Annotated in this window: 24 protein-coding genes; 7 read left to right on the top strand and 17 right to left on the bottom strand. The window is 63.8% G+C overall.

The window, feature by feature from the left end; translation table 11 throughout:
• Positions 1-12 precede the first annotated feature (12 nt).
• Genes NKJ08_RS27795 through NKJ08_RS27785 form a run of 3 tightly spaced genes read right to left on the bottom strand, consistent with a single transcriptional unit; the run spans position 13 to position 3,246 of the window.
• Positions 13-939, bottom strand: a complete 927-nt coding sequence (locus tag NKJ08_RS27795; RefSeq protein ID WP_352524925.1) for an ABC transporter permease — start codon at positions 937-939, stop codon at positions 13-15.
• Positions 940-952: 13 nt separating this feature from the next.
• The gene (locus tag NKJ08_RS27790) at positions 953-2,098 is read right to left on the bottom strand and encodes an ABC transporter permease (RefSeq protein WP_352679161.1); all 1,146 of its coding nucleotides are present in this window, start codon (positions 2,096-2,098) and stop codon (positions 953-955) included.
• A gap of 20 nt (positions 2,099-2,118) precedes the next feature.
• Positions 2,119-3,246, bottom strand: coding sequence for a BMP family ABC transporter substrate-binding protein (locus NKJ08_RS27785; RefSeq protein ID WP_352524922.1), 1,128 nt, complete (start codon positions 3,244-3,246; stop codon positions 2,119-2,121).
• Positions 3,247-3,578: 332 nt separating this feature from the next.
• Between NKJ08_RS27785 and NKJ08_RS27780 the strand changes: the two genes are divergently transcribed.
• Positions 3,579-4,238 (top strand): GntR family transcriptional regulator, encoded by a 660-nt coding sequence (locus tag NKJ08_RS27780; RefSeq protein ID WP_352524976.1) that lies wholly within the window; start codon positions 3,579-3,581, stop codon positions 4,236-4,238.
• Between the two features lie 102 nt (positions 4,239-4,340).
• Here the strand turns inward: NKJ08_RS27780 and doeB are convergent, their stop codons facing one another.
• The 10 genes from doeB to ehuR all read right to left on the bottom strand — a co-directional run bounded on the left by doeB (position 4,341) and on the right by ehuR (position 14,058).
• Entirely contained in the window at positions 4,341-5,342 is a 1,002-nt protein-coding gene (gene doeB / locus NKJ08_RS27775) for a N(2)-acetyl-L-2,4-diaminobutanoate deacetylase DoeB (protein ID WP_352524921.1), read from the bottom strand.
• Between the two features lie 5 nt (positions 5,343-5,347).
• Positions 5,348-6,526, bottom strand: a complete 1,179-nt coding sequence (doeA, locus tag NKJ08_RS27770; protein ID WP_352524920.1) for an ectoine hydrolase DoeA — start codon at positions 6,524-6,526, stop codon at positions 5,348-5,350.
• 38 nt (positions 6,527-6,564) lie between these two features.
• Entirely contained in the window at positions 6,565-7,557 is a 993-nt protein-coding gene (locus NKJ08_RS27765) for a cyclodeaminase (protein ID WP_352524919.1), read from the bottom strand.
• Positions 7,554-8,546, bottom strand: coding sequence for a hydroxyectoine utilization dehydratase EutB (eutB, locus tag NKJ08_RS27760; protein ID WP_352776911.1), 993 nt, complete (start codon positions 8,544-8,546; stop codon positions 7,554-7,556). The genes NKJ08_RS27765 and eutB overlap by 4 nt, the downstream gene beginning before the upstream one ends.
• Positions 8,547-8,556: 10 nt before the next feature.
• Positions 8,557-9,330 carry an ectoine utilization protein EutA gene (gene eutA, locus NKJ08_RS27755; protein WP_352524917.1) on the bottom strand — a complete coding sequence of 258 codons (774 nt, stop codon included), beginning with the start codon at positions 9,328-9,330 and terminating at the stop codon, positions 8,557-8,559.
• Entirely contained in the window at positions 9,327-9,986 is a 660-nt protein-coding gene (gene ehuD, locus NKJ08_RS27750; RefSeq protein ID WP_352524916.1) for an ectoine/hydroxyectoine ABC transporter permease subunit EhuD, read from the bottom strand. The genes eutA and ehuD overlap by 4 nt, the downstream gene beginning before the upstream one ends.
• Before the next feature lie 16 nt (positions 9,987-10,002).
• Positions 10,003-10,662, bottom strand: a complete 660-nt coding sequence (gene ehuC, locus NKJ08_RS27745) for an ectoine/hydroxyectoine ABC transporter permease subunit EhuC (protein WP_352524915.1) — start codon at positions 10,660-10,662, stop codon at positions 10,003-10,005.
• 186 nt (positions 10,663-10,848) lie between these two features.
• On the bottom strand, positions 10,849-11,700 hold the full coding sequence (gene ehuB, locus NKJ08_RS27740) for an ectoine/hydroxyectoine ABC transporter substrate-binding protein EhuB (RefSeq protein ID WP_352524913.1): 852 nt from the start codon (positions 11,698-11,700) through the stop codon (positions 10,849-10,851).
• Between the two features lie 65 nt (positions 11,701-11,765).
• Positions 11,766-12,551, bottom strand: a complete 786-nt coding sequence (gene ehuA / locus NKJ08_RS27735) for an ectoine/hydroxyectoine ABC transporter ATP-binding protein EhuA (protein ID WP_352524912.1) — start codon at positions 12,549-12,551, stop codon at positions 11,766-11,768.
• A gap of 121 nt (positions 12,552-12,672) precedes the next feature.
• A complete protein-coding gene (ehuR, locus tag NKJ08_RS27730; RefSeq protein WP_352524910.1) occupies positions 12,673-14,058 on the bottom strand; it encodes a MocR-like ectoine utilization transcription factor EhuR in 1,386 nt (461 codons plus the stop codon).
• Positions 14,059-14,140: 82 nt separating this feature from the next.
• Here ehuR and NKJ08_RS27725 point away from each other — a divergent pair, with 82 nt between their 5' ends.
• The 4 genes from NKJ08_RS27725 (at position 14,141) to NKJ08_RS27710 (ending at position 18,792) form a co-directional block, all read left to right on the top strand.
• Entirely contained in the window at positions 14,141-14,632 is a 492-nt protein-coding gene (locus NKJ08_RS27725) for an Lrp/AsnC family transcriptional regulator (protein WP_352524909.1), read from the top strand.
• Between the two features lie 145 nt (positions 14,633-14,777).
• Positions 14,778-16,271, top strand: coding sequence for an NAD-dependent succinate-semialdehyde dehydrogenase (locus NKJ08_RS27720; RefSeq protein WP_352524975.1), 1,494 nt, complete (start codon positions 14,778-14,780; stop codon positions 16,269-16,271).
• Positions 16,272-16,302: 31 nt separating this feature from the next.
• Positions 16,303-17,682, top strand: a complete 1,380-nt coding sequence (locus NKJ08_RS27715; protein ID WP_352776912.1) for an aspartate aminotransferase family protein — start codon at positions 16,303-16,305, stop codon at positions 17,680-17,682.
• A gap of 9 nt (positions 17,683-17,691) precedes the next feature.
• A complete protein-coding gene (locus NKJ08_RS27710; RefSeq protein ID WP_352524907.1) occupies positions 17,692-18,792 on the top strand; it encodes an alcohol dehydrogenase family protein in 1,101 nt (366 codons plus the stop codon).
• A gap of 12 nt (positions 18,793-18,804) precedes the next feature.
• On the opposite strand, the gene NKJ08_RS27705 is transcribed toward NKJ08_RS27710, so the two are convergent.
• Positions 18,805-20,178, bottom strand: a complete 1,374-nt coding sequence (locus NKJ08_RS27705; RefSeq protein ID WP_352524906.1) for an aspartate aminotransferase family protein — start codon at positions 20,176-20,178, stop codon at positions 18,805-18,807.
• A gap of 166 nt (positions 20,179-20,344) precedes the next feature.
• On the opposite strand from NKJ08_RS27705, the gene NKJ08_RS27700 reads away from it, so the two are divergent.
• Both NKJ08_RS27700 and ftsZ read left to right on the top strand, forming a co-directional pair.
• Positions 20,345-21,463, top strand: a complete 1,119-nt coding sequence (locus NKJ08_RS27700; protein WP_352524905.1) for an NAD(P)/FAD-dependent oxidoreductase — start codon at positions 20,345-20,347, stop codon at positions 21,461-21,463.
• Between the two features lie 237 nt (positions 21,464-21,700).
• Positions 21,701-22,708, top strand: a complete 1,008-nt coding sequence (gene ftsZ / locus NKJ08_RS27695; RefSeq protein ID WP_352524904.1) for a cell division protein FtsZ — start codon at positions 21,701-21,703, stop codon at positions 22,706-22,708.
• Positions 22,709-22,714: 6 nt separating this feature from the next.
• Here ftsZ and NKJ08_RS27690 read toward each other — a convergent pair whose 3' ends face one another.
• From NKJ08_RS27690 to NKJ08_RS27680, 3 genes are all read right to left on the bottom strand, one after another.
• Positions 22,715-23,770, bottom strand: coding sequence for a phosphotransferase family protein (locus tag NKJ08_RS27690; protein ID WP_352524903.1), 1,056 nt, complete (start codon positions 23,768-23,770; stop codon positions 22,715-22,717).
• 6 nt (positions 23,771-23,776) lie between these two features.
• Positions 23,777-25,018, bottom strand: coding sequence for an acyl-CoA dehydrogenase family protein (locus NKJ08_RS27685; RefSeq protein WP_352524973.1), 1,242 nt, complete (start codon positions 25,016-25,018; stop codon positions 23,777-23,779).
• A gap of 175 nt (positions 25,019-25,193) precedes the next feature.
• Positions 25,194-25,830, bottom strand: a 637-nt coding sequence (locus tag NKJ08_RS27680) for a beta-galactosidase trimerization domain-containing protein (RefSeq protein WP_352784298.1), incomplete at its 5' end; no start/stop codon positions are given.

Genomic DNA, 25,830 nt, shown 5'->3' with positions numbered 1-25,830 from the left:
CAAAAACTCCAGTCATTTGGTGATCGACAACTCGCCTGGCGCGCCGGCAAGCGAGCGGCTCGGCGACGAGGTGGCGATCATGATGATGAGCGTGAGGATGTAAGGTGCGGCGTAGAAGAGATAGTAGCCCTGCGTGACCCCCACCGATTGCAATGCGGGGCCGAGCGCCCCGGCGCCGCCGAACAAAAGCGCCGCGGCAAAGCAGCCAAGCGGGTTCCAGCGCGCGAAGATGACCAGCGCCACCGCCATCAGCCCCTGCCCCGACGAGATGCGTTCGGTCCAGCTGCCGGGATAATAGAGCGACAGATAAGCGCCGCCGATGCCGGCGAGCGCGCCGCCGATGCCTGTCGCAAGCAGGCGCACAGTGTTCGGATTGAGGCCCATGGCGCGCGCCGCATCGGAGCTGTCGCCGACGACGCGCACGATCAGGCCGGCGCGGGTGTTGCGGAAGGCCCACCACAGGAACAGCGCAAGTGCCGCGCCGATCAGGAACAGGACGTTGACGTTGAGCGCGGCCTGCACCTGCGGAATGTTCGACCAGCCACCGAAGGCGATGGCCGGCAGGTTGGGCGCCGAGGGCTGGATGAACGGCTTGCCGAAGAAGAAGGCGAGACCGGAGCCGAACAGCATCAGCGCTATGCCGATGGCGATGTCGTTCACGCCGCGGAATTTGCAGATCCAGCCATGGAACAGGCCGAAGCAAAGACCGGCACCTGCGGCAGCCAGCAGGCCGAGCCATGGCGAGCCGGTCATCACCGCTACCGCATAGGCGGTCATTGCGCCGAAGACAAGCGTGCCTTCGAGGCCGAGATTGATGCGGCCGGAGCGCTCGGTGATGGCTTCGCCCAGCGACACGAAGATGAACGGCGTCGAGACGCGGATGGCGCCGCCAAGAATGGCGAGCGGCACGCCCCACAGACCGATCTCGGTCGCCTCCATCAGCCAGTCCCCTTCATGACGTAGCCCCCTTCAAGAGATCGGGCCTCTTCCACAGATCCGGATTGAAGACCTTGAAGCGGCCGTAAAAAGTTTCGCTGAACAGGATGACGACGAAGAGCATGCCTTGCAGCACCAGCACGGTGGCATCGGGCAAGTCCATGCGGCGCTGGATCAGCCCGCCGGAAGCGCCGACGCCGCCGAGCAGGACGGCGACCGGGATGATGGCGAGCGGATTGTGGCGGGCGAGGAAGGCGACGAGGATGCCGGTATAGCCGTAGCCGGCGGCGAGCGAGGCGTTGGCGCTGCCTTGCACGGCGCCGACTTCCAGCATGCCGGCTAACCCGGCAAAGCCGCCGGCCAGCCCGGTGAAGCCGACGATCAGCGGTCCGACGGCAAGCCCTTGCACCTGGGCCGCCCTGACATTGCCGCCGGCAATGCGAGCGGCAAACCCCCAGCGAGTCTTTTCGATCAACAGCCAGGACAGGACGCAGGCGACGATGCCGACGACGAGGCCCCAGTGCACGTCCATGCCTGGAATGTTGCCGATGCGGTAGGCATCCGCCAGCGGCTCAGTCGAGGGTTTGTTGAGCGAGGCTGGATCGCGCAGCGGTCCTTCGACCAGATGATTCATCAGCGCGATGGCGATATAGGCCATCAGCAGGCTGGAGATGGTTTCGTTGACGGCGCGGTAGTGGCGGAGCGCGCCGACGGCGCCGATCCAGATGCCGCCGGCGACCATGCCCGCCACGCCCATCAGCAGGATGACCAGAAAAGCCGGCGCGCCATTCACTGCGACGCCGATGGCGGCGGCGGCAACGCCGCCCAGCACGATCGCGCCTTCGCCGCCGATGACGACGAGGCCGAGCCGGGCCGGCAGCGCAACGCAAAGCGCTGCCAGCAAAAGCGGCGCTGCCCGCGACAGCGAATTCTGGATCGAGAACCACGAGCCGAAGCCGCCGCGCCACATCGTTTCATAGAGCTGCACCGGCGACTTGCCGACCAGCGCAATGAACAGGCTGAACAGCGCCATGCCGACGATCAGTGCCGCGAGCGGTATGACGAAGGCTTCCGCCCGCCGCGCCACCCATTCGAGCGCCGCCGGATAATTCTTGGCGCCAAACAGCGCCGGTGCGCCCGCAGTGCTGACCGTGTCTGCCATGGCCCCGTCTCCGATCCGGTTCAGGCGGTCGAACCGACGACGCCCTCGACGAGGTAGTCCATGCTTTCGAGCTCGATCGCGGTCTCGGCGAAGGTCTGGTCTTCGGTCGCGACAACAACGCCCTTGTTGCTCTTCAACGGACCCTTGATGACGGAAAACCCGCCTTTCATCATTTCGGCAAGCGTGCCGTCGAACTGCTTGCGGGCGGCATCGCCGACGGCGGGGCCGAGCGGGCTCATCTTGACGAAGCCGTCGGCAAGGCCGCCGCGCGTGAAATTGGGCAGCGGCGTGCCGGCCACCAGATCGTCGACGAACATCTTGTAGACCTTGGCCCAGTTCCATTCCGCGCCGGTCAGGTATTTTTCCGGCGCCAGCGGGCTCTGGTTGGCATGATAGCCGCAGATGAAGGCGCCACGTCCGGCCGCCGTCTCGACCACCACCTTGGGGCTGTCGACATGGCAGGTGATGACGTCGGCACCTTGGTCGACCAGCGCATTGGTGGCCTCCGCCTCCTTGACCGCCAGCGACCACTCGCCGGTGAAGATCACCTGGCAAGCGATGGTCGGGTCGACCGAGCGCGCGCCGAGCAGGAAGGAATTGATGTTGAGCAACACCTGCGGGATCGGCTTTGCCGCGACGAAGCCGAGCTTCTTGGTCTTGCTGGTGTGACCGGCGACGACGCCGTTGAGATACTGGCCCATGCCGATATAGCCGAAATAGGAACCCGCATTCATCGGATGCTTGTCCTTATTCCACATGCCGCCGCAATGGCGGAACTGCACGTCCGGGAATTTCGCACACATGGCGAGCATGTGTGGATCGAAATAGCCGAATGAGGTCGGGAAGATCAGCGACGCGCCGTCGAGGTTGATCATCGATTCCATCGTCTTCTGGACGTCGACCGTCTCCGGCACGTTCTCCTCCTCGACGACGGAGATGCCCTCCATTCCCTTCAGCGTGACGGCGCCTTCGGCATGCGCCTGGTTATAGCCGTAATCGTCCTTTGGCCCGACATAGATGAAGCCGACGGTGGCCGTCGCAGCAAAAGCCCTGCTGATCGGAAACGATGCGGACGCAAGGCCGAGCGCCGCTCCGGCGGCGGAAGTCTTGAGCAGGTCGCGGCGGCTAAGCATGAATCTCTCGGTCATGTGAATGCTCCCTCTGTGGGGCCTTTGGGGGCCGGTTAACACCTCAATGAAGAAGTGTATGCAATCAGCATGCCAGTTTGATAAACGGAATTTCATCAATGATATCAATGAAGACATCACCATGGCCTGCTCAAAGCCGGAGCAATTGCATACACTTTTTGCCTTTAAAATAACCAGTTTGACATGCAGGCTAAAATACAGGCATACAGAGTTGCGGCGGAGTCGAAACGGCCGATGAGCCGCCTGGCCCACGGCTGCATGCGAAAAGACTGGACGGAGGAGACGTGTCGGGAAAGCGCAATTTGATCAGGTCGGGCACGACCGTCGATCAGATGGTGAGGGCGATCAGTGACCGGATCGTGACCGGTTTCCTGCGCCCCGGCGAAAAGCTCGACGAAGCCTCGCTCGCCGCCCGCTTCGACGTCTCACGTACCCCGATCAGGGAGGCGCTCAGCCGGCTCAGCGCCATGGGCTTGGTAGAAAGACGGCCCAACCGCGGCGCCACTGTCGCCGTGGTGACGCAGGAGCATCTCGCCTCGATGTTCGAGAGCATGGCCGAGCTTGAGGCGATCTGCGCGCGCTTTTCGGCCGAACGCATGACGGCCGGCGAGCGCCGCACGCTCGAGGCAGAGCATCAGGCCTCGGCGCGCTTTGTGCAGCTCGGTGCCGAAGAAGAGTATGAGCTTTTCAACACCGAGTTCCACACCCGGCTCTATCGCGGCGCCCACAGCAAGCACATTTATGAACTGACAGTCATGACCCGCGGCCGCCTGGCGCCGTTCCGGCGCGCGCAATTCATGCTGCCCGGCCGGCTGGCCCAGTCCTGGCAGGAGCATGATGCCATCGTTACTGCAATCATGCGCGGCGACAGTGCGGCCGCCGGAACAGCCGCCAAGGATCATGTCTCAATCGTCAGCGAGGCGAGCGCCGTCTTTGCCATCGGTGATCGCCCCAAGGGCAAGGCCGAGCCGGTTCCGACATCGGCCTTCTAGAGCATTTTGCAGCCAAGCGAATCACTTGGCGTCGCAGAAATGCGGCTAAAACAAACAGATAGGGATGCCCGCTTCAAATTTGAACGCATCCCGCTCTAGCCCTCAAGAGACCAGCACCGCCACCACAGCAGCACAGTCGCCAGCCTTGACCAATCCGGGGAAATGCCGAGCCGCCAATAGACCGGACATTTTGGCCCGGATCTCCTGCGGAGCGCCGCCGGTGCGGCCTATGGAATGGACCCGCGCCAGCACCTGGTTCTCTGCCACCGGCTCGCCGAGATCGATCATCGTCTCGATCATCCCGTCGTCCTCGGCGAACAAAAAGCAATCGCCGGACGGCATGTCCAGCCAGCGGGTCGGGCGCGTTTCGACCTCGCCGGCGACGATGCCGGCATGGCGCAGCACATTGAGCACGCCGCGCCGGGCGATGCGCACCGTTTCCGCGCGGGAAGTACCACCGCCGCCGAGCTCAGTGGTGATGAACAGCTTGCCCATCTCCTCGGCGGCAGTGTCGAACATGCCGACTGCATCGATCTCCAGCATCTTCATCGACCAAGGCGCGGAGAACGCTTCTACCGCCGCGAACCCCTTCTCTTCCAGCGCCTTGTCGGGCCGGATATGGGCGGCGCAGAACGGCACGAAATCGAGCGTCTTGCCGCCGGAGTGGAAATCGAGCGCGATGTCTGTACGGGGCAGCAATTCGCGCTGGAAATAGTCGGCGATCTTCTCGGTCACCGTGCCGTCGGGCCGGCCGGGAAAGCTGCGGTTGAGATTGCCCTTGTCGATAGGCGAGGTGCGCGTGCCGGCGCGGAACGCCGGATAGTTCATCGCCGGCACGATGATGACCGTGCCGCTGACTTGCCTCGGATCGAGCATGCGGGCGAGGTCATAAAGCGCCAGCGGCCCCTCATACTCGTCGCCATGATTGCCGCCGGTGAGCAATGCGCTCGGCCCGTTGCCGTTGCGGATGACGCAGACCGGGATCATCACCGATCCCCAAGCCGAATCGTCACGGCTGTAAGGCAGGCGCAGGAAACCGTGCTGCACGCCGTCGCGCTCGAAATCGACGGTCGGCGTGATCGGTGATGGGCGAAGGCTGGACATCGGGCTCAATTCTTCACCACCAGCTTGCGCGGCACATTGGCCAGGCACTCGACCCCCGTTTCGGTGATCAGGATGCACTCGGTGATCTCCAGTCCCATCGTCTCCAGCCACAGGCCGGTCATGAAATGGAAGGTCATGCCGGGCTTGAGCTCGGTACGGTCGCCGGGGCGCAGGCTCATGGTGCGTTCGCCCCAATCCGGCGGATAGGAAAGCCCGATCGGGTAGCCGGTGCGGTTGTCCTTGACGATGCCGTATCTCTTCAGCACCACGAAGAACGCGTTGGCGATGTCCTCGCATGTGTTGCCGGGTTTGGCGGCGGCAAGCCCCGCTTCCATGCCTTCCAGGGTCGCCTTCTCGGCGTCGAGGAATTCCAGCGTCGGTTTACCAAGGAACACTGTCCGGGAAAGCGGACAATGGTAACGGTTGTAGCAGCCGGCAATCTCGAAGAAGGTGCCTTCGCCCGATTTCATCGGCCTGTCGTCCCAAGTCAGATGCGGCGCCGACGCATCGGCGCCCGACGGCAGCAGCGGCACGATCGCCGGATAGTCGCCGCCGATGCCATCGACGCCGCGCGTGCCGGCGTCATAGATCTCGGCGACCAGGTCGCATTTGCGCATGCCGACTTCGATCTTGTCGACGATGCGCTGGTGCATCGCTTCGACGATGCGGGCGGCTTTGCGCATATAGTCGATTTCGGTCGGGCTCTTCACCGCGCGCTGCCAGTTGACCAGTGCCGTGGCGTCGACGAAGCGGGCGTTGGGTAAATGCTTCTGCAACGACGCGAAGGCAGCGGCCGAGAACCAGTAATTGTCCATCTCGACGCCGATGCTGAGCTTGCCCCAGCCGCGGTCGGCGAGCACGCTGGACAGAAAATCCATCGGGTGGCGCTCGGTCGACTGCACATAGTGGTCGGCATAGCCGACGATGTTGTCGTGCGCGAGATAGGCGGTGCGCTTGGCGCCGTTGGCGTCCTGGCCGCGCCCGTACCACACCGGCTCGCCCGACGGCGGCACGATAACGGCCTGGTGCACATAGAACGACCAGCCGTCATAGCCGGTCAGCCAGGCCATGTTGGACGGATCGCTGACGATCAGCAGATCGACGCCCTTGGCCTCCATGGCCTTCCGCGTCTTGGCGAGGCGGTCCGCATATTCGCCGCGCGAGAATTTCAAATTCGGCTGCATTGTTCTTGGTCCTCGTTTGTTGGGCCTTGCGGCCAGCATCAGCTTTCGAAAATCGTACCGCTCTTGGCCGCCCGCGCACGGTCGCGGGCGAACGTGGCGATCGCCGTGTCCTGCACGCCGGTGCCGGTCAGGTCGGCGATGGTGATGTCGCTGTCCGAACGCCGGCCATGCCTTTCGCCGGCGATGATGTGGCCGAGCTCGGTGATCTCGGCATCGGCCGCCATCACGCCCGCCGCGATGGCATGGTGCAGTTCGCCCAGGCGCCGCGTCTGCTTGGCGCTGTCGGCGACGTAGAGATCGGCCATGCGCAGGATCGCCGGCGCGATCTCGTTCTTGTGCTCGGCATCCGACCCCATCGCGGTGATGTGCTGGCCGGCGGAGACGAAGCCGGCCTTGATCAGCGGCTCGGTCGACGGCGTCGTGGTGACGATAATGTCGGCATCGGCCGCTGCCTTTGCCGCGTCGGGCTCGGCGTGAACGATAATGCCCAGCCTTTCGCGCAGCGTATCTGCCGCCGCTTCGGCCTTGGCGGCATCCCTTGCCCAGATGCGGGCCTCGGTGATCGGCCGCACCAGCATCAGCGCCTCGAGCTGCAGTCCGGCCTGAACACCGGCGCCGAAGACCGCAGCGACGGAGGAGTCCGGCCGCGACAGATGCTTGGCGGCGACCGCACCGGCGGCGGCGGTGCGGATGTCGGTGAGATAGCCATTGTCGAGCAGCAGCGCCTCGACCAGACCGGTTTTCGCCGACAGCAGCACCATCATGCCGTTGACGCTGGGCAGGCCGAGCTTCGGATTGTCGAAAAAGCCGGGACTGATCTTGATCGCAAAACCATCGATGCCCGGCACATAGGCGGTCTTGACGTCGACCTCGCCACGATGCTCTGGAATGTCCAGCCGTAGGATCGGCGGCATCGCCACCGGCAAGGTGGCGAGTGCACGAAATGCGTTCTCGACGCAGGCGACGGCATCGAGATCGAGCTTCACGATCTTGCGCAATTCAGCTTCGGTGAGGATCGTCATCCGGCTCATGCTGCGTGCTCCGCAATTGCTTCGCCGCAGATGATCTTGCGGTGCAGTGTCATGTCAATATTGCGGCCGGACAGAACGAGCACCGTCGCGCCGTTCGCTTTGACCTTGCCGGCAAGCACGGCCGCGATGCCGACCGCGCCGGCGCCCTCGACGACCTCGCGCTCCTGCTCATAAGCATGACGAATGCCGGCGGCGATCTCGTCCTCGCTGAGCAGGATCACGCCGTCAAGCAGGTCGCGACACATCGAGAAGGTCAGCCGGTTGTCGAGGCCGATGCCGCCGCCGAGTGAATCGGCCAACGTCGGAAGTTCCTCGACCAACACCGGATGCCCGGCATCGAGGCTTGCCTTCATCGCAGCACCGCGCGCCATCGAAACGCCGACGACCTTCGTTGCCGGGCTGACGCCCTTCACGGCAGCAGCGACGCCAGCCGCCAGCCCGCCGCCTGACAGCGGCACCAACACCAAAGCGGCGTCCGCAACTTGTTCCATGATCTCCAGCCCAAGTGTCCCTTGCCCGGCGACGATCGCAGGATGGTCGAAAGGCGGCAGCATGATCAGCCCCTCTTCCGCGACCAGCCGTTCGACTTCCTGCTGCGCCTCGTCCTGGCTGTTGCCGACGATGCGGATCTCGGCGCCAAGCCGACGGATCTCCTCGAGCTTGTTCTCAGGCACGAGCCGCGACATGCAGATCGTCGCGTGGATGCCTTGCAGTTGAGCGGCATAGGCAAGCGCCCGGCCGTGATTGCCGGTCGAGGCGGCGACTACACCGCGCGCCTTCTCCCCTTGTGTCAGCGAAGCGATAGCATTCGAGGCACCGCGCAACTTGAAGGCGCCGGTGGTCTGCCGATGTTCGAGCTTGAGATAAACAGGCGCGCCCAAGTGATAGGAAAGACTTCGGGAAGTGACGGTCGGCGTACGCTCGACTTTGCCTGCGATGCGCTCGCGCGCGGCGTGGATATCGGAGAGGCTTATCTGGGAAGCGGTCATGGCTCATCAATCAGTTCAACGGCAGCGTCATCAGGCGGCCGAATTCGGCCCGCGGCTCGTCGTCGCCGCAAAGCCGCAGGCAATTCCAGGCCGTCGCCTGGTTGCTGGTGACGACGGGGCGGCCGATGGCTTCCTCCATGCCGACCACTGCTGCCGCCGACCGTAGCGCCGTGCAGGAGACGAACAGCGCGTCGGCTTGCGCATCAGTCGCTTCGCGGGCCAGATCGACCAAGGACTTCGGCGATATCCGCGCCATCTCACGGTCGTCCTCGAAGCCAAGGCAAGTGAAGCTGGCGATCTCGAAACCGTGCGCCGCGAAATAGGCCGCCATCGGCCGGCTGGTCTCGACCGTATAAGGGGTGAGAATGCTGATTGTCCTGGCGCCCAGCGCCTTCAGGCCGCGCACCGCCGCCATCGGCGGCGTGACCACCGGCGCGCCGGGTTTCGCGGCCTGCACCGCCGCCTCGATTTCGGCATCGCCAATCACGACGGAGGCCGAGGTGCAGGAATAGCAGATCGCGTCGAGCGGCTCGTCGGGAAGGATGAGGCCCGCGCCCGCCGTCAGTGACGGCTGCATCTTGCGCAAATTCTCGGGCGTCGTCGGGTTGGCGTAGGGAATACGCGCGACATAGACGCCGATGCGGTCGCTTGCCACCATGCGGCGAAAATCCGGTTCGCTCGTATGGTCGGTGGCAAGGATGATCAGCCCGACCCGCTTTTCCAGCGGACGCGCATCGAGCGCCGGCCGGGCCGAGCGCAGGCGGATATCGGGTGCAGCAATCATCTTTCGATCCGCCCATAGCGGTGTTCCAGCCAGCGCAGCAGCACCACCGAGAACAGGCTGATGACGAGGAAGAAGGCGCCGACCAACGTGATCGGTTCGATATAGCGATAATAGGTGTTGGCGACGCTCTTGGCCTGGTTCATCAGTTCCAGCACGGTGATCGCCGACAGCAGCGGCGTCTCCTTGAACATGGCAATGAAATAATTGGCAAGCGCCGGGATCATCGGCGGAATCGCCTGGGGAATGATGATGTGCGTCCACGTCTGCGTGGCGTTCAGATTGCAGGCCTTGGCCGCTTCCCATTGGCCGCGCGGCACATTATCGATGCCGGCGCGGTAGACCTCGGCCGTGTAGGTGCCGTAATGCAGCCCGAGGCCGATCACGCCCGCCACCAGCGGCGGCAACAGCACGCCGAAATCCGGCAGCACGTAGAAGATGAAATAGAGCTGCACCAACAGCGGCGTGCCACGGATGAACTCGGCAAGGAAACCGACGGTGCGCGACAGAGCCCTGTTCGGCGAACGGCGCGCCAACGCGATGCCCAGCCCCACGACGGCCGCCAGCACCGAGCCGAGCAGCGTCGCCAGGATGGTGATCTTCACCCCCTCGATCAGCGTCGGCAGGATCTGCCGGACAAAATCCCAATCCCATTCCATTATGAGGCCCGATCCATCAGACGCGCACCCCGTCCAGGCCACGCGCCATGCGGCGTTCCAGCGACCGCACGCCCCATGAGATGAGCAGCGCCAGGGCGAAATAGATGACGAGGATGGTGCTGAACGGCACCAGCGTGTTGCCGGTCTGCGAGCGCACCACCTGCGCCTGGAAGGTCAGGTCGGCAAGCGAGATCAGCGAGACGACGGCGGTGGCCTTGAGCAATTCAATGGCGTTGTTGCCGAAGGTCGGCAGCATCACCAAAAGCGCCTGCGGCAGGATGATATGGCGCATGCCTTGCCAGCGGCCGAGATTGAGCGCAGTGCAGGCCTCATATTGTTCGCGGCCGATCGACTTGATGGCGCCACGTACCACTTCCGCTGCATAGGCGCCGACATTGAGGCCCAGCGCCAGCACGCCGGCCTGCAGCGGCGTCAGTGAAATGCCGGCCAAAGGCAGCACGAAATAGGCCCAGAACAGCTGCACGAAGATCGAGGTGCCGCGAAAGAACTCGATATAGGCGGTCGCCAGCGCGCGCAGCACGAAAAACCGCGACAGCCGCCCCAGTCCGGCAAGAAAGGCCATGATCAAGGCCAGCACCGACCCCATCAGCGTCAGCTCGATGGTGACAAGCGCTCCTTGCAATATCAGGCCGAAATAGCCGGACCATTGGGTCATTGGATCGAAAAAGCTCCGCATTGAATATTTGGCAAGGCGTTCGCTTCAGCGTCCTTCTCCCCGTCTACGGGAGAAGATGCCGGCAGGCAGATGAGGGGCAGAGCCAACTTGTCAGAAGCTGGCGTCGCCCCTCATTCGGCCCTTGGGGCCACCTTCTCCCCGCGAACAGGGAGAAGGAAGAGGTGGTTACTTCGCCGAGCAGAGCTTGTCGCGCGTCGTCGACATCGCCGCCGCCGCCGAGAAGCCATAGGGCTCGATGATCTTGGCGAACTCGCCGGACTTCTTCAGCTTCGCCAGTTCGACGTCATAGGCGTCGCGCAGCGCCTCGTCGCCCTTCTTGAATGCCGCGCCGTCGCAATAGACCGGTGCGCCGACCACCGGCGCGACGACTTCGAGGTTCGGATCATTGGCCTTCTTGACCAGGTCGTTGATCGACAGCACCGGCAGCGAATAGGCATCGATGCGGCCGTCCTGCAGCATCTTCAGGCCGCTCTGGCCGTCCGGCACAACGATGACGCGCTCGCGCGGCACGCCGGCGGTGAGCGCCAGCTTCTCTTCGGTGCCGCCGCCCGGCGCGCCGATCGTCGCGCTCGCGTCCTTGGCGACATCCTCATAGCTCTTGAAGCCCTTCGGGTTGCCCTTCTTCACCAGCATCGCCTCGGCGTCGCACAGCACCGGCTCCGAATACACGACCGCCGCGCAACGTTCCGGCTTCATGAACAGGCCGGCGGTGACGACGTCGAAGCGGCCGGCCTGCAGGCCGGGGATCATCGCGCCATATTCCGAGATCGAGGCGACGATATCGTTGACGCCAAGGCGTTTGAAGATTTCACGGGCAACGTCGGGCGCCGCACCCGAAACCTTGCCGTCGGCAGCGACCGCCGTATAGGGCGGCTCGTTGGCGATGGCGACGCGGGCAAAGCCTTGCGCCTTGAGCTGCTCGAGCTTGCTGTCATCGGCCGAGCCGGCCGTCGAGGCGGCCAACACCGCCGTCAGTGCAATACCGGCGACGCCGGCCAAAATGGCAAATTTCTTCATTGTTCCCAACTCCTTGTTTGTCTGTCTTCTTGGTTTGCTTGAGGCGTCGCCGCCTCGCATGGCGGTCAGACCCGATGTCCGGCCGCAATGATCTTCTTCAGGAAGCCTTGCGTGCGCTCCTGTTTGGGATGGCGGAAAATCTCATCGGGCTTGCCCTCCTCGACTATTCTGCCGCGATCGAAGAACAGCACCCGGTCAGCGAAGTCATGGGCGAAACCCATCTCGTGGGTGACCAGCAGCATGGTCATGTCGGTCTCGGCGGCGAGCTTGCGCATGACGTTGAGCACCTCGTCGACAAGTTCCGGGTCGAGCGCCGAGGTGACCTCGTCGAACAGCATGATCTTCGGCGAGAGCGCCAGCGCCCGGGCAATCGCGACGCGCTGCTTCTGTCCGCCGGAAAGCTGCGCCGGCATCGCTTTGGCCTTGTCGACCATGCCGACCATGTCGAGCAGTTCCATCGCCCGCTTCTCGGCGGCGGCCCGCGGCATGCCTTTGGTCAGCATCGGTGCCAGCGTCACATTGTCGATGACGCATTTGTGCGGAAACAGATTGAACAATTGGAAGACCATGCCGATCTTCTGGCGCATCTTTGCCAAATGCCGCTCATCCGCCGTCAACAGCCGGCCGTTACGCTCCATGTGGTACAGCTGCTCGCCGTCGACCTGGATGTGGCCGCTGTCAATGCGCTCGAGCGTCATCAGGATGCGCAGGATCGTCGTTTTGCCCGAACCCGACGGGCCGATCAGCGCCAGCTTCTCGCCGGGCATGACTTGCATCGAGAGGCCGTCCAGCACCTTGAAGGTGCCGAAGCTTTTCGAAATGCCGTCGATCTTGATGATGGGCGCCGACAATGAATTTCCCGTGCTGGAGAAGCTATGCCTTAACGATGCGGATCGCGGCAAATCATGTCAATCAAGAAAATAATATCATGACAATATTTTGGACTCCGCAGAATTCCCCGACAGTTGCTGCCTAGATCGCGAGCAGAAGATGCTCGGGATCGCCGAGCAGAAGCTTGGTGACAACGCCGAGACCGGCACGCAGTTCCCCCTCTGTGGTCGAGCCCAGCGAAATCCGTACGGCAGGATGCCAGGGCATCTGCGAAATGCGAAAGGACGTGCCGGGCGCGATCGCCACGCCCTGCAGGCGAGCCTGGGAAACAAAGCTTTCCTCGCCCCGGTCATCGGGCAGCTGCAGCCAGACATGCAGCCCGTCGCGATGGGCCCGATAATCCACTCCGGCAAGCACCTCGGCGGCGATGGCCAGACGCCGCCGCAAAGCCAGCCGCTGCCATCGGACGAGTTCCATCGCGGTGCCGTCAGTCACCCATTTGGTGGCGATCTCCGCCACCATCGGCGTCGCCATCCAGTTCGAGACCAGGTGGCGGTTGGCGACGGCAGCGACATAACGATCGGGCGCCGCGAGATAGCCGATGCGCAGGCCGGGCACCACGATCTTGGTGAAGCTGGTGACGTAGAGCGTGCGCTCGGGCGCAAACGCTGCGACGGGCGGCGGCCGGTCCTCGACCAGCGGGCCGAGAACGTCGTTTTCGATAATGGCGATGTCATGCCTGCGCGCCACGGCGGCAATCTGTTCGCGCCGGGCGGCGTCCATCAGCGTCGCCGTCGGGTTGATTACCGAGGGCTGCACGAACACCGCGCGGATGTCGGAAAGCCGGCAGGCCTCGTCCAGCGCTTCCGGGATCAGGCCATTGTCGTCGATCGGCAAACCCTCGAGGTTGAAGCCGAGATAGCGGGCGAGCGGGATCAGCGTGTGATGGCCGATCGCTTCGGTGGCGACCGTCGAACCGGGCGGCGCTACGCTCATCAGCGCCACCGTCATCCCGGCCGTGGCGCCGTTGGTCAGGCTGATGTTCTGCGACGACACGTCGAGGCCGCAGAGCCGCAGCCATTCGACACCCACCACGCGGTGGCGCGGGAACACCATGTTCGGCCTGAACGACAGCGCCGAGCTCGACGGCAGGTTTTCGGCGAGCCAGCCCAGCGCCTGCCTCAGCCGCTCCAGATGCATCGGTTCGCAGACCGGCTTCAGGATGGAGAGGTCGATGAGCTCGCCCAGCCGCTCCGGCAGATAGGGTGGCTCCGGCTCCCGGCGCTGCGTCTGCACGAAGCTGCCGCGGCCGACCTCGCCGGACACCAGCCCGCGGCGGATCAGCTCCTCGTAGGCACGGCTGACCGTCTGCACGGAAAGTTTCAGATCGTCGGCCAGCTGCCGGTGCGTCGGCAACCGCACGCCATTGGCCAGGCGCCCGTCATGGATGGCGCGCGCGAACTGGTCGGCGAGCGATTGATAGGCCGGCCGCCGGATAAGAGCGGGATCTGGTCGCCAAAATGTCATGACTTATTAGAGATCGAAATCAGTGCAATTGACAATCGAAATAATGCGCCGTCATGGTGTCCGGAACTAGAAGTGGACGATCATGGCTGCAGCGAAACTCGATCCGATCGATCTGAAAATCCTCGACGCTATCCAGCGCGACGGCCGCATCACCAAGCTGGCGCTGGCCGAGAAAGTCGGCCTGTCGCCGACGCCTTGCTGGACGCGGCTGCGCAAGCTGGAAAAGGCCGGCATTGTCTCCGGCTATCACGCCAGGATCGCCATGCGTGCCATTGCTCCAGTCGCCACCGTGCTGATGGAAGTGACGCTGGCCAGCCACCGCCAGGCCGATTTCGACCGTTTCGAGCGGGTCATCCGCGATGTTCCCGAGATCGTCGCCTGCTGGTCTGTCGGCGGCGGTGTCGACTACCTGCTGAAGGTGATGGCGCGCGACATCGACGCCTATCAGCGGTTGGTCGACACTCTGCTCGAACGCGAGATCGGCATCGACCGCTATTTCACCTACATCGTCACCAAGACGGTGAAGGAGGAGAGTGCCCTGCCGGTCGCCGATCTGCTGCCGGCGTCTTCCTGATACCGAAGCGTCCTCCTGATACCGGAGAGATCGTCTGGCTGGGCAGGGCGATAGAGACAATCTCTCTACGTGCAGGCGCCGAAACAGCCTCTCTGTTTGCGGCGCAGAGCTAGTCTTGCGGCATCACCCGAACCGGGAGCCGATGATGTCCGCACATTTTGCCCGCTCGCAGCGCCATGAAGCGCTTGATCGCCTCGCCGACCGACGGCTGCTGCGTGAGCTCGCCTATGTCGATGGCCACTGGACGGCGAGCGAGACCGCTGAGAGTTTCGAGGTGACCGATCCGGCCACCGGATCCACCGTCGCTTTCGTTGCCGCGCTCGACGTCCGGCAGACGACATCGGCGATTGATGCGGCATCGCGCGCCTTTCCCGCCTGGCGCTCATTGCTGCCGCAGGAACGGTCGAAAATATTGCGCAAATGGTTCGATCTGATTGTCGCCGCCAAAAATGACCTAGCCCTGCTGATGACGCTCGAACAGGGCAAGCCGCTGAAGGAATCACTAGGCGAAATCGACTACGCCGCTTCCTTCGTCGAGTGGTATGCCGAGGAGGCCAAACGCCTCAACGCCGAAAGCGTCACCAGCCATTTGCCGGGCGCCGAGATGATGGTGCGGCGCGAACCGCTCGGCGTCGTCGGCGTCGTCACGCCGTGGAATTTTCCCGCGGCCATGCTGACCCGCAAGGCGGCGGCCGCGCTTGCAGCGGGCTGCACCATCGTCGCGCATCCTTCCTCGGAAACGCCGCTCTCGGCACTGGCGCTGGCCGAACTCGGCGAACGTGCCGGCCTTCCGTCAGGCGTGTTCAACGTCCTCACCGGCAAGGCTTCGAGCATCGTCGGGCGGATGTGCGAAGACCCGCGCGTCCGCGCCATGAGCTTCACCGGCTCGACCGAGATCGGCAGGCTGATTGCCGCGCAGAGTGCGCCGACGATGAAGCGTCTGGTGATGGAGCTTGGCGGCCATGCGCCGCTGATCGTCTTTGCCGATGCCGACCTCGACAAGGCTGTGACCATAGCCATTGACGCCAAATTCGCCACTTCCGGCCAGGACTGTCTCGCCGCCAACCGCATCTATGTCCAGCGCCCGATATATGATCGGTTCTGTGCCGCTTTCGCCAAACGCATCGAGGCGCTGCGGACAGGCAATGGCCTGGTTGATGAAACCGACATCGGACCCTTGATGCACGAACGCGCCGTCAAGAAGGTTGAGGAGCAGGTCGCCGATGCGCTTGCCAAAGGCGCGCGCTGCCTGACAGGCGGCAAGCGCCATTCTACCGGGCCGCTGTTCTATCAGCCGACCCTGCTTGCCGACGTTGGAGACGACGCCCTGATCATGCGTGAGGAAACCTTTGGTCCGGTCGCCGCGGTGACGCCTTTCGACGGCGAAGACGAAGTCGCCGCCCGCGCCAATGCCACCGAATACGGCCTCGTCGCCTATGTCGTGACTGAGAATGGCGGCCGCCAATTGCGCATGGGCCGCGCGCTCGACTACGGCATGGTCGCCATCAACCGCGTCAAGATCACCGGCGCGCCGATCCCCTTCGGCGGCGTCAAGCAGTCCGGCATCGGCCGCGAGGGCTCGCGTCACGGGCTCGAAGCCTTTACCGATCTCAAATATCTCTGCCTCGACGTGGCGTGACGCGCCCGACCTTTTCCTTAGGAGTAAAAAAATGCTCGACCAGTCCAACGAACTCGCCGCCTGGGATCGCGATCACTTCTTCCATCCCTCGACCCATATGGGCACCCACGCGCGGGGTGAATCACCGACCCGCGTGATCGCCGGTGGCGAAGGCGTCACCATCTGGGACAGTAATGGGCGCAAGAGCATCGATGCTTTCGCCGGCCTCTATTGCGTCAATGTCGGCTATGGCCGCCAGAAGATCGCTGACGCCATCGCCGCGCAGGCCAAGAACCTCGCCTATTATCACGCCTATGTCGGGCACGGCACCGAGGCGTCGATCACGCTTTCCAAGATGATCATCGACCGCGCCCCGCAAGGCATGTCGAGGGTTTATTTCGGCCTCTCCGGTTCCGACGCCAACGAAACCAACATCAAGCTGATCTGGTACTACAACAACGTGCTTGGCCGGCCGGAGAAGAAGAAGATCATCTCGCGCTGGCGCGGCTATCACGGCTCCGGCATCATGACCGGATCGCTGACCGGCCTCGACCTGTTCCACAACGCCTTCGACCTGCCGCGTGCGCCGGTCCTGCACACCGAGGCACCTTACTATTTCCGCCGCGCCGACCGCTCGCTGAGCGAAGAGCAGTTTTCGCAATACTGCGCCGACAAGCTCGAGGAGATGATCCTCGCCGAAGGGCCGGAAACGGTCGCCGCCTTCATCGGCGAGCCGATCCTCGGCACCGGCGGCATCGTGCCGCCGCCGGCCGGCTACTGGGAAAAGATCCAGGCGGTGCTGAAGAAATACGACGTGCTGCTGGTCGCCGACGAGGTCGTCACCGGCTTTGGCCGGCTTGGCACTATGTTCGGCTCCGACCATTACGGCATCAGGCCCGACCTGATCACGATCGCCAAGGGCTTGACCTCGGCCTATGCGCCGCTGTCGGGCGTCATCGTCTCCGACAAGGTCTGGCAGGTGCTGGTGCAGGGTTCAGACAAGCTCGGCTCGCTCGGCCATGGCTGGACCTATTCGGCGCATCCGATCTGCGTGGCCGCCGGCGTCGCCAACCTGGAACTGATCGACGAGATGGACCTGGTGCGGAACGCCGGCGAGACCGGCGCCTATTTCCGCGCCGAGCTGACGAAAGCCGTCGGTGGTCACAAAAATGTCGGCGAGGTGCGCGGCGACGGCATGCTGGCGGCAATCGAGTTCGTAGCCGACAAGGACGACCGCGTGTTCTTCGACGCCTCGCAAAAGATCGGACCGCAGATCGCAACCGCCCTTGCGGCAAGCGGCGTCATCGGCCGGGCCATGCCGCAGGGCGACATTCTCGGTTTCGCGCCGCCGCTCTGCCTGACGCGGGAAGAGGCCGATATCGTCGTGTCGAAGACGGCCGACGCGGTGAAGAGCGTGTTTGCAAACATCTGAAGAACCGACATGAATGCCATGACCAAAACCCTCCCCGCCACCATGGCCGCCGTGCTGCTGACCGGCCATGGCGGACCGGAAAAGCTCGTCTACCGCACCGACGTCAAAGTACCCTCGCCCGCCCCGGGCGAAGTGCTGGTCAAGGTCACCGCTTGCGGCATGAACAACACCGACGTCTGGGTGCGCCAGGGCGCCTATGGCACGGAGGAAGATGCCGCCGCGGTGTCGACCTGGCGTCGTCAGGGCAACACGCTGACTTTCCCACGCATCCAGGGTACCGACACGGTCGGCAACATCGTTGCCGTCGGCGACGGCGTTTCGCCGGCTCGCATCGGCGAGCGGGTGATGGTCGACTTCTCTATCTACAACCGCGACGACGATTCACTCGCCGACATCGACTATATGGGCCACGGCCGTGACGGCGGCTATGCCGAATACCAAACCGTGCCGACGGAGAACGCCCATTTCGTCGACACCGATCTGAGCGACGTCGAACTCGCCACCTTCTGCTGCGCCTATCTCACCGGTGAACAGATGCTGGAACGCGCCGCATTGAAAGCCGGCGAGCGGGTGCTGGTCACCGGCGCCTCGGGCGGCGTCGGCTCCGGCATCGTGCAACTGGCGCGGGCGCGCGGCGCCATTCCCTATGCGGTCGTCGGCAAGGGGAAGGAACAGGCCGTGCGAGACATCGGCGCCGAGGCGGTGATCACCCGTGGCGTTGCCGATCTGCCGGCCGCAGTCAACCAGGCGACCGGCGGCCAGCCGATCGACGTCGTCGCCGACCTCGTCGGCGGCGCGATCTTCAACGACCTGCTGCGCATCTTGAGGCCCGAAGGCCGCTACACAACGGCCGGCGCGATTGCCGGCCCGGTCGTGCAGCTCGATCTGCGCACGATGTACCTCAAGCAGTTGCAGCTGCATGGGTCCAGCCAGGGAACGCGGGCGGACTTCCGCCGCATCGTGCGCTACATCGAGGAGCAAAAGATCCGGCCGCTGGTCGGCGGCGTCTACAAGCTCTCCGATTTCCATCGCGCCCAAGCGGATTTCATCGCCAAGGACTTCGTCGGCAAGCTGGTTGTCGTGCCGGATTCGGTAGAGATCGCTGAATAGCCGTTGACCTGATCAGCTCTGTGATCGGACCTGCTTGGCGGCGGCCTCGAGCGATCGTTCAAATGCGTCGATCATTTGGTCGACCTGCGGCTCGGTGATGATCAGCGGCGGGCAGAAAGCCAGCGCGTCGCCCATGTTGCGCGAGATGACGCCGTTCTGCTGCATGAAGGCGTTGACGAGCCCGCCCAGCGCCCCGGCCGTCCCCGGCGCCTTGCTCGCCTTGTCGCCGACCAGTTCGACCGCTGCGACCAGGCCGACACCACGCACCTCGCCGACAAGCGGGTGCGACGCGAGCGTGCGCAGCCGCTTCTGCATATGCGCACCGACCGTGCGCGCGTTGCCGACAAGGTCGCGCTCCTCGATCAGCTTCAGGTTCTCGAGCGCGACCGCTGCCGCAACGGGATGACCGCCGCCGGTGAAGCCGTGGCCGAAGGTGCCGATACGATTGCTTTCGTCGGCGATCGGCTCGAATACCTTCTCGTTGATCAGCAAGGCCGAGATCGGCAAATAGGACGAAGAAATCTGCTTCGACAGCACCATGATGTCGGGCCTGATGCCGAAGGTCTGCGAGCCGAACATCTCACCTGTTCTGCCAAAGCCGCAGATCACCTCGTCGGCGACGAGCAGGATATCGTATTTCGACAGCACCGCCTGGATCTTCTCCCAGTAGCCGGAAGGCGGAACAATGACGCCGCCAGCACCCATGATTGGTTCGCCGAAGAAGGCGGCGATGGTTTCCGGTCCTTCGGCGAGGATCAGCTTTTCCAGCTCGTCGGCAAGCCGCGTCGAAAACAGCTCTTCGCTTTCACCCGGCAGCGCCTCGCGCCAATGGTGCGGCGTCGAGGTGTGCAGCACATTGGCAATCGGCAGGTCAAAGGAAGTGTGGTTGTTGGGCAGTCCGGTCAGGCTTGCCGAGGCGATGGTGACGCCGTGATAGCCCTTCTTGCGGCTGATGATCTTCTTGCGCGCCGGCTGGCCGAGCGCATTCGACCGGTACCAGATCATCTTCATGGCCGTATCGTTGGCCTCGGAGCCGGAATTGGTGAAATACGCCTTGCTCATCGGCACCGGCGCCATCTGCACCAGTCTCTCGGCGAGATCGATCAGCGGCGAATGCGATTTGGAGCCGAAATCGTGATAGTAAGGCAGCTTCGACATTTGCCGTACTGCCGCATCGACCAGCCGCTTCTCCGAAAAACCGACCGCAACGCTCCAGAGCCCCGCCATCGCCTCGATATAGCGGTTGCCGGCACGGTCCTCGACATAGATGCCGTCGCCCTTCTCGATGACGAGCGGCCCCGACTCCTGATGCTTGCGCGCATTCGTATAGCCATGCATGTGAAAGCTTATGTCGCGGGCTTCGGGTGAATTCGGTCTTGCGTCCATGACGGCTCCTGTGCTGCACGCGGAACAGTCCTGCCGCCGGTCCGGCTCAGCAGGTCCCCGTGCGTTATGCCGTTTGATGCATCTTTCTCGAACGGTATAGTGTCAAGCGCTTTCGACAGGGCCAGCGGATGGATGGACGCATGCAGAACTTCGGCTTGACCTAACCGTGGACCATGTCGACTGCATTGTCGCCGGCGCCGGCGTTGTTGGCCTGGCGATCGCGCGAGAGATGGCGCAGCGCGGCATCGACACGCTGGTCCTGGAAGCCGAGAGCGCCATCGGCACCGGAACGAGTTCGCGCAATTCCGAGGTCATCCATGCCGGCATCCACTATCCAGTTGGATCGCTGAAGACCCGGTTCTGCGTGGCCGGCCGGGAAAAGCTCTATCGCTACTGCGACGAGCGGGCGATTCCGCATTCGCGCTGCGGCAAGCTCATCGTCGCCACGAATGCCGAACAGGAGCCGGTGCTCGCCTCAATCCGGGCCAATGCACGCGCTTGCGGCGCCGGCGACCTGGTGCGCTTGCGCGAAGCCGAGGCGCATGCGCTGGAGCCCAGCCTTAAGTGCACGGCGGCGCTGCTGTCGCCCGCCACCGGGATCATCGACAGCCACGCTCTGATGCTCGCCTTGCTGGCTGATGCCGAAGCGCACGGGGCGGGACTCAGCCTCAACACCCGCGTCGCCTCCGGACGCATCGAAGCGGGCCGCGTCGTGCTCGACACGGTGGACGCTACCGGCGGCGAGCGCTTCGAGATCGCCACCACGCGCTTCGTCAATGCCGCCGGGCTTGGCGCCACCGCACTTGCCCGCTCGCTTGAAGGGCTAGATCAGCAATTCGTGCCAAGGCTGCGTTACGCCAAGGGCAACTATTTTTCCGTGGCTGGCCAGGCGCCTTTTTCGCGGTTGGTCTATCCGGTGCCCGAACCCGGCGGGCTCGGTGTTCATCTGACGCTCGACCTCGATGGCGTCACCCGCTTCGGGCCGGACGTCGAATGGACCGATCAACTCGACTATCGCGTCGATCCAGCTCGTGGCGAGCGGTTCTATAGCGAGATCCGCAAATACTGGCCGGATCTGGCCGATGACAGCCTGCAGCCCGCCTATAGCGGTATCCGGCCAAAGCTGTCCGGTCCGGGCGAAGCCAATGCCGACTTCGTCATTCAGGACGTGGCGGTGCACGGCGTGGATAGCCTGGTCAATTTGTTCGGCATCGAAAGCCCCGGCCTGACCTCCTGCCTGGCGATTGCCGATCATGTCGCGCAGCGCCTCGCGCCGAAGTTGTAGCGCGTGCCGGCGACACGCGCCATACGGCAACGATCTGCATTAACGAGTATCAAGACGCATTGCGTGAACTTTCAGGCGCAAGTCGCCTATGAGGCACATCGCGCACTTGCAGCCCGCTCCGCGCTCTGATTCCCTGCATTCTGGGCTGTCCTGATTCGCACTGCCCGGTTCAAAGTTTTCGCAGTGCGCCCGGGACAAGCTTCCAGCGACCACTCGGCGTATCCAGGGAGAACGGCAATGAACACCGCGACGAAGCCGGTAATCTCGGAGATGAGGCCCAAGATCACCGTCGTTGGGGTCGGCGGCGGCGGCGGCAACGCCGTCAACAACATGATCGCCGAAGGCCTGCAGGGCGCGGAGTTCATCGTCGCCAACACCGATGCCCAGGCCCTTGCCATGTCGAAGGCAACGAGGCTGATCCAGTTGGGCGCTCATATCACCGAAGGTCTGGGCGCCGGGTCCCTGCCCGAGGTCGGCCGTGCCGCGGCCGTGGAATCCATCGACGAGATCATGGACCACCTTGCTGGAACGCATATGTGCTTCGTGACCGCCGGCATGGGAGGTGGAACCGGAACAGGTGCCGCGCCGGTCATAGCGCAGGCAGCGCGGGCCGCCGGAATACTGACTGTCGCCGTTGTCACCAAGCCATTCGTCTTCGAAGGCAGGCGCCGCATGTACGCTGCCGATGAGGGCATCGAGCGCCTGCGCGAAAGCGCCGATACCGTCATCGTCATTCCCAACCAGAACCTGTTCAGGATCGCCGACGCCAGAACCACGTTCGCCGACGCCTTCGCCATGGCCGACCGGGTCCTCTATGCGGGTGTCGGCTGCATCACCGATCTGATCGTCAAGGAAGGCCTGATCAATCTCGACTTCGCCGATGTAAAGTCGGTGATGCGCGACATGGGCCGCGCCATGATGGGGACCGGCGAGGCCGCCGGAGAAGGCCGCGCCAAGAAGGCGGCGGAAGCGGCAATCGCCAACCCGCTGCTCGACGAAGCTTCGATGATGGGCGCCAAGGGCGTCCTTGTCTCGATATCGGGCGGCATGGACATGACGCTGTTCGAGGTCGACGAGGCGGCTACCCGCATCCGCGAGGAGGTCGACAGCGATGCCGACATCATCGTCGGCGCCATCTTCGACAAGGCACTCGCCGGAAAATTCAGGGTGTCGGTCGTGGCGACCGGCTTGCGGCGTGGCCTAGAGATTCCACTGCTCGCGGAACCGGAAGTTCGCATGAACTAAACCGCGTTATCGCTGCAACTCGCTCGGCTGATTGCCAGCCTCGCGCCACCACGGCCGCGCGCCGTCGATGACTTCCATGGCGCGTGCAGCAAAACGGCGGGCGAGAGGCGCCACATCTGCCGCATTGGTCGCAACCGCGCTGCCGGCCAGCACCCGGTCGGCAATGCCGACGAAAATCACGGCAAAGCGGAACATGGCAAACACCAGATGGAAGCGCTGCAGCGGCGCCGTGGGAACGGCGTGGGCGAAGTAGTGATCGAGGAATTCGCGCTGTGTCGGAATCCCGAGCGCTGCCTGATCGAGACCGAGGATGCCGCCATATTCATCTGCTGAGGAGTGCCAGGGCATCGAGCAGAAGCCGAGATCGGCAAGCGGATGGCCGAGCGTCGACAATTCCCAGTCGAGTATGCCGATTACCTCGGGCCGCTCGGGATGAAAGATGAGATTGCCGAGACGGAAGTCGCCATGCGCGATCGAGACGCGGCCGTCGTCTGGGGGAAGATTTCGCGGCAGCCATTCGGCTACGGCTTCGAGCGCGGCGATGCGGTCGCTCGGCGATTCCCGCAACTGCCTGGTCCAGCGCGCGATCTGCCGTTCAAAATAGTTCCCGGGACGGCCATAGTCGCCCAGCCCGATCTCTTCCGGCCGGACGGCGTGCAGTTTTGCCAGCGCCTCGGCCATGCCGAAATAGATGCCGCGCCGCTCGTCCCGCGCCAGTCCCGGCAACGCGCCATCGTGGAACACCCTGCCGTCGAGCCGCTGCATCAGATAGAACGGCGTGCCGAGCGGCTCGTCGCCGTCATGAAAGAGCACCGGCCGCGGCACCGGCACGTCTGTCGCCGCTAGCGCTTCGATCACCCGGTATTCGCGATCGATGGCATGAGCGCCGCGCAGGATCGGTCCCGAAGGTTTCTTGCGCAGCACCATGCGGCGGCCGCCGTAGTCGACGAAGTAGGTCGGGTTGGATTGGCCGCCGACGATCCGCTCAAGCGCCATCTGACCATCGCCAAAATGCGCTCTCAGAAAATCCTCCAGGCGCGTTGGATCGAAATCCGTTCTCATGCCGGCTCAGCCGTTCTCGCCGCGACCTGTTTCGTCTTGCGTGCCGGCTTCGACATGCCAGCGCCAGAAGCCTGCACCTTCCTCGTTGAGGAAGCGGTTGAGTACCATCTTGTGGACCTCGTCGGCGCCGTCGACCAGGCGAGCCTGGCGGGCATAGCGGTAGATCCATTCAAGCACCGTGTCTTTCGAATAGCCGCGGGCGCCATTGATCTGGATCGCCACGTCGGCGGCATCGTGCAGCACATTGGCGACCTGGATCTTGGCCATCGAAACCTCCTTGCGGGCAAAGCCGCCGCGATCGAGTTCCCAGGCCGCCTTCATCACCAGCAAGCGGCCGATCTCGATGCGCATGGCAAGGTCGCCGAGCATCAGCTGGATGCTCTCCCTGTCGGCCAGAAGCTGCCCGAAACCGGTGCGCTCGGCGGCATAGGCGCGCGCGATCTCGATACAGCGCTTGGCAAGTCCGAGCCAACGCATGCAATGGGTGAGCCGCGCCGGACCGAGCCGGACTTGGGTAACCCTGAGGCCGCTGCCTTCGCCGGCAAGCACGTCCTCGACCGGGACTTCCAGGCCGTCGAATTCCAGCTCGCAATGGCCGCCATGTTCTTCCGGTCCCATGATCTCGATACGCCGCAGGATCCGCCAGCCCGGCTGGTCCTTGTGAAACAGCAAGGCCGAAAGCCCGCGACGCGGATCGTCCGAGGTGCGCGCAACGAGGATGAAATGGCTCGCCTCTTCCGCCCCGGTGATGAACCATTTGCGGCCTTTGACGACATATTTGTCGCCGCGCCGCTCGGCTCTGGTCACGATCATCGACGGATCCGAGCCGCCGCCCGGATGCGGTTCCGTCATTGCGAATGCCGAGCGCACCTTGCCCTCGACGATCGGCTTCAGCCATCTTTGTTTCTGCTCCGGCGTCCCCAGCCTTTCCAGCACCATCATGTTGCCGTCGTCGGGGGCCGCGGAATTGAACACGACCGGACCGAAGATCGAGCGGTTCATCTCTTCGTAGCAGACGGCCATATCCATCTTGGAAAGCCCGGCCCCGCCGGTCTCGGCTTTCAGCTGCAGGCACCACAGGCCGGCCGCTTTCGCCTTGCCCCGCAGCGTTTCGAGCAGCGGCAGCGCGATGTTGCCATGGCCATCATAGGAAGCCTTGTCTGCTTCGAGCGGCAGGATTTCGCGCTCGATGAAGTCGGCGATCCGGCTGCGAAAGGCCTCGGTGCGGACGGGAATGTCGAAATTCATGGCGCTCACAAGGATGAAACGGGGGCCATCGGCTCCGATGGTCAAACCAGCAGTGTAGCCGCCGGCATCGGATGCGAGCAACAGCAGCGCGTCGAACCGTGTCTAGCGCGGTCCAAAGCGCCCGGTTCGATATGGATCGATCCCGGCCGGCGTGCTGCCGATGCCGGTCGAATTGCTACGTCCGCGACAATGCTCTGATCAATTCGATGATAGCGCAACCATAGCCGTCCAGCGTCAGCACTCCGGAGACAGGCCTTTCGCCGTCGAGCAGGTTGCCGCCCGCGGGAACGCCAGTTACCGCAACCGGCGTGTCCTTGATGTTTTGCACGAACAGCAGCCGGCGCTCGTCATTCTCGCGCATCGTGACCTCGACGCCGTCCGGCAGATCCGGAACCAGAGGCTCCACATTCGCGTCCGCGAAAGTGCGGGTCGCGAGCTGAGCTGTCAGTTCCGGAGTCAAGTAGGTGCCGACATAGAGCACACGGCCCTTGCCGACCGCGCGGGAGGTAATTGCAGGCATTCCCTCCGCGTAGCGGTTCGACCAAACCCCGATAATTTCGACATCCGGTTCGACTGCGAGGTTCTCATAGAAATAACCGGCATCGAACTCGTGATTGCCGACGGAAAAACGACGGATACGGCGGCTGGATTCGGCCGGTCTGTCGGGGGGAATGACGAGCCCCCCGGAGCGCGACATGGTGTTGACCAGGCCGTTGGCCCCAGGTGCCGCGAAACGGCCGAATTCCTCGCCGCGAACGCCGGTCAGCTTCGACACCGGCCGACCTGGCGCCGTGTCGCGGATGCCGTGGGTG

It is taken from the genome of Mesorhizobium sp. M0244, assembly GCF_040321795.1.
In the GTDB taxonomy this organism is placed as follows: Bacteria; Pseudomonadota; Alphaproteobacteria; order Rhizobiales; family Rhizobiaceae; genus Mesorhizobium.
The sequence above is the reverse complement of the archived record's forward strand: the minus strand, read 5'-3'. Positions and strand labels throughout refer to the sequence as shown.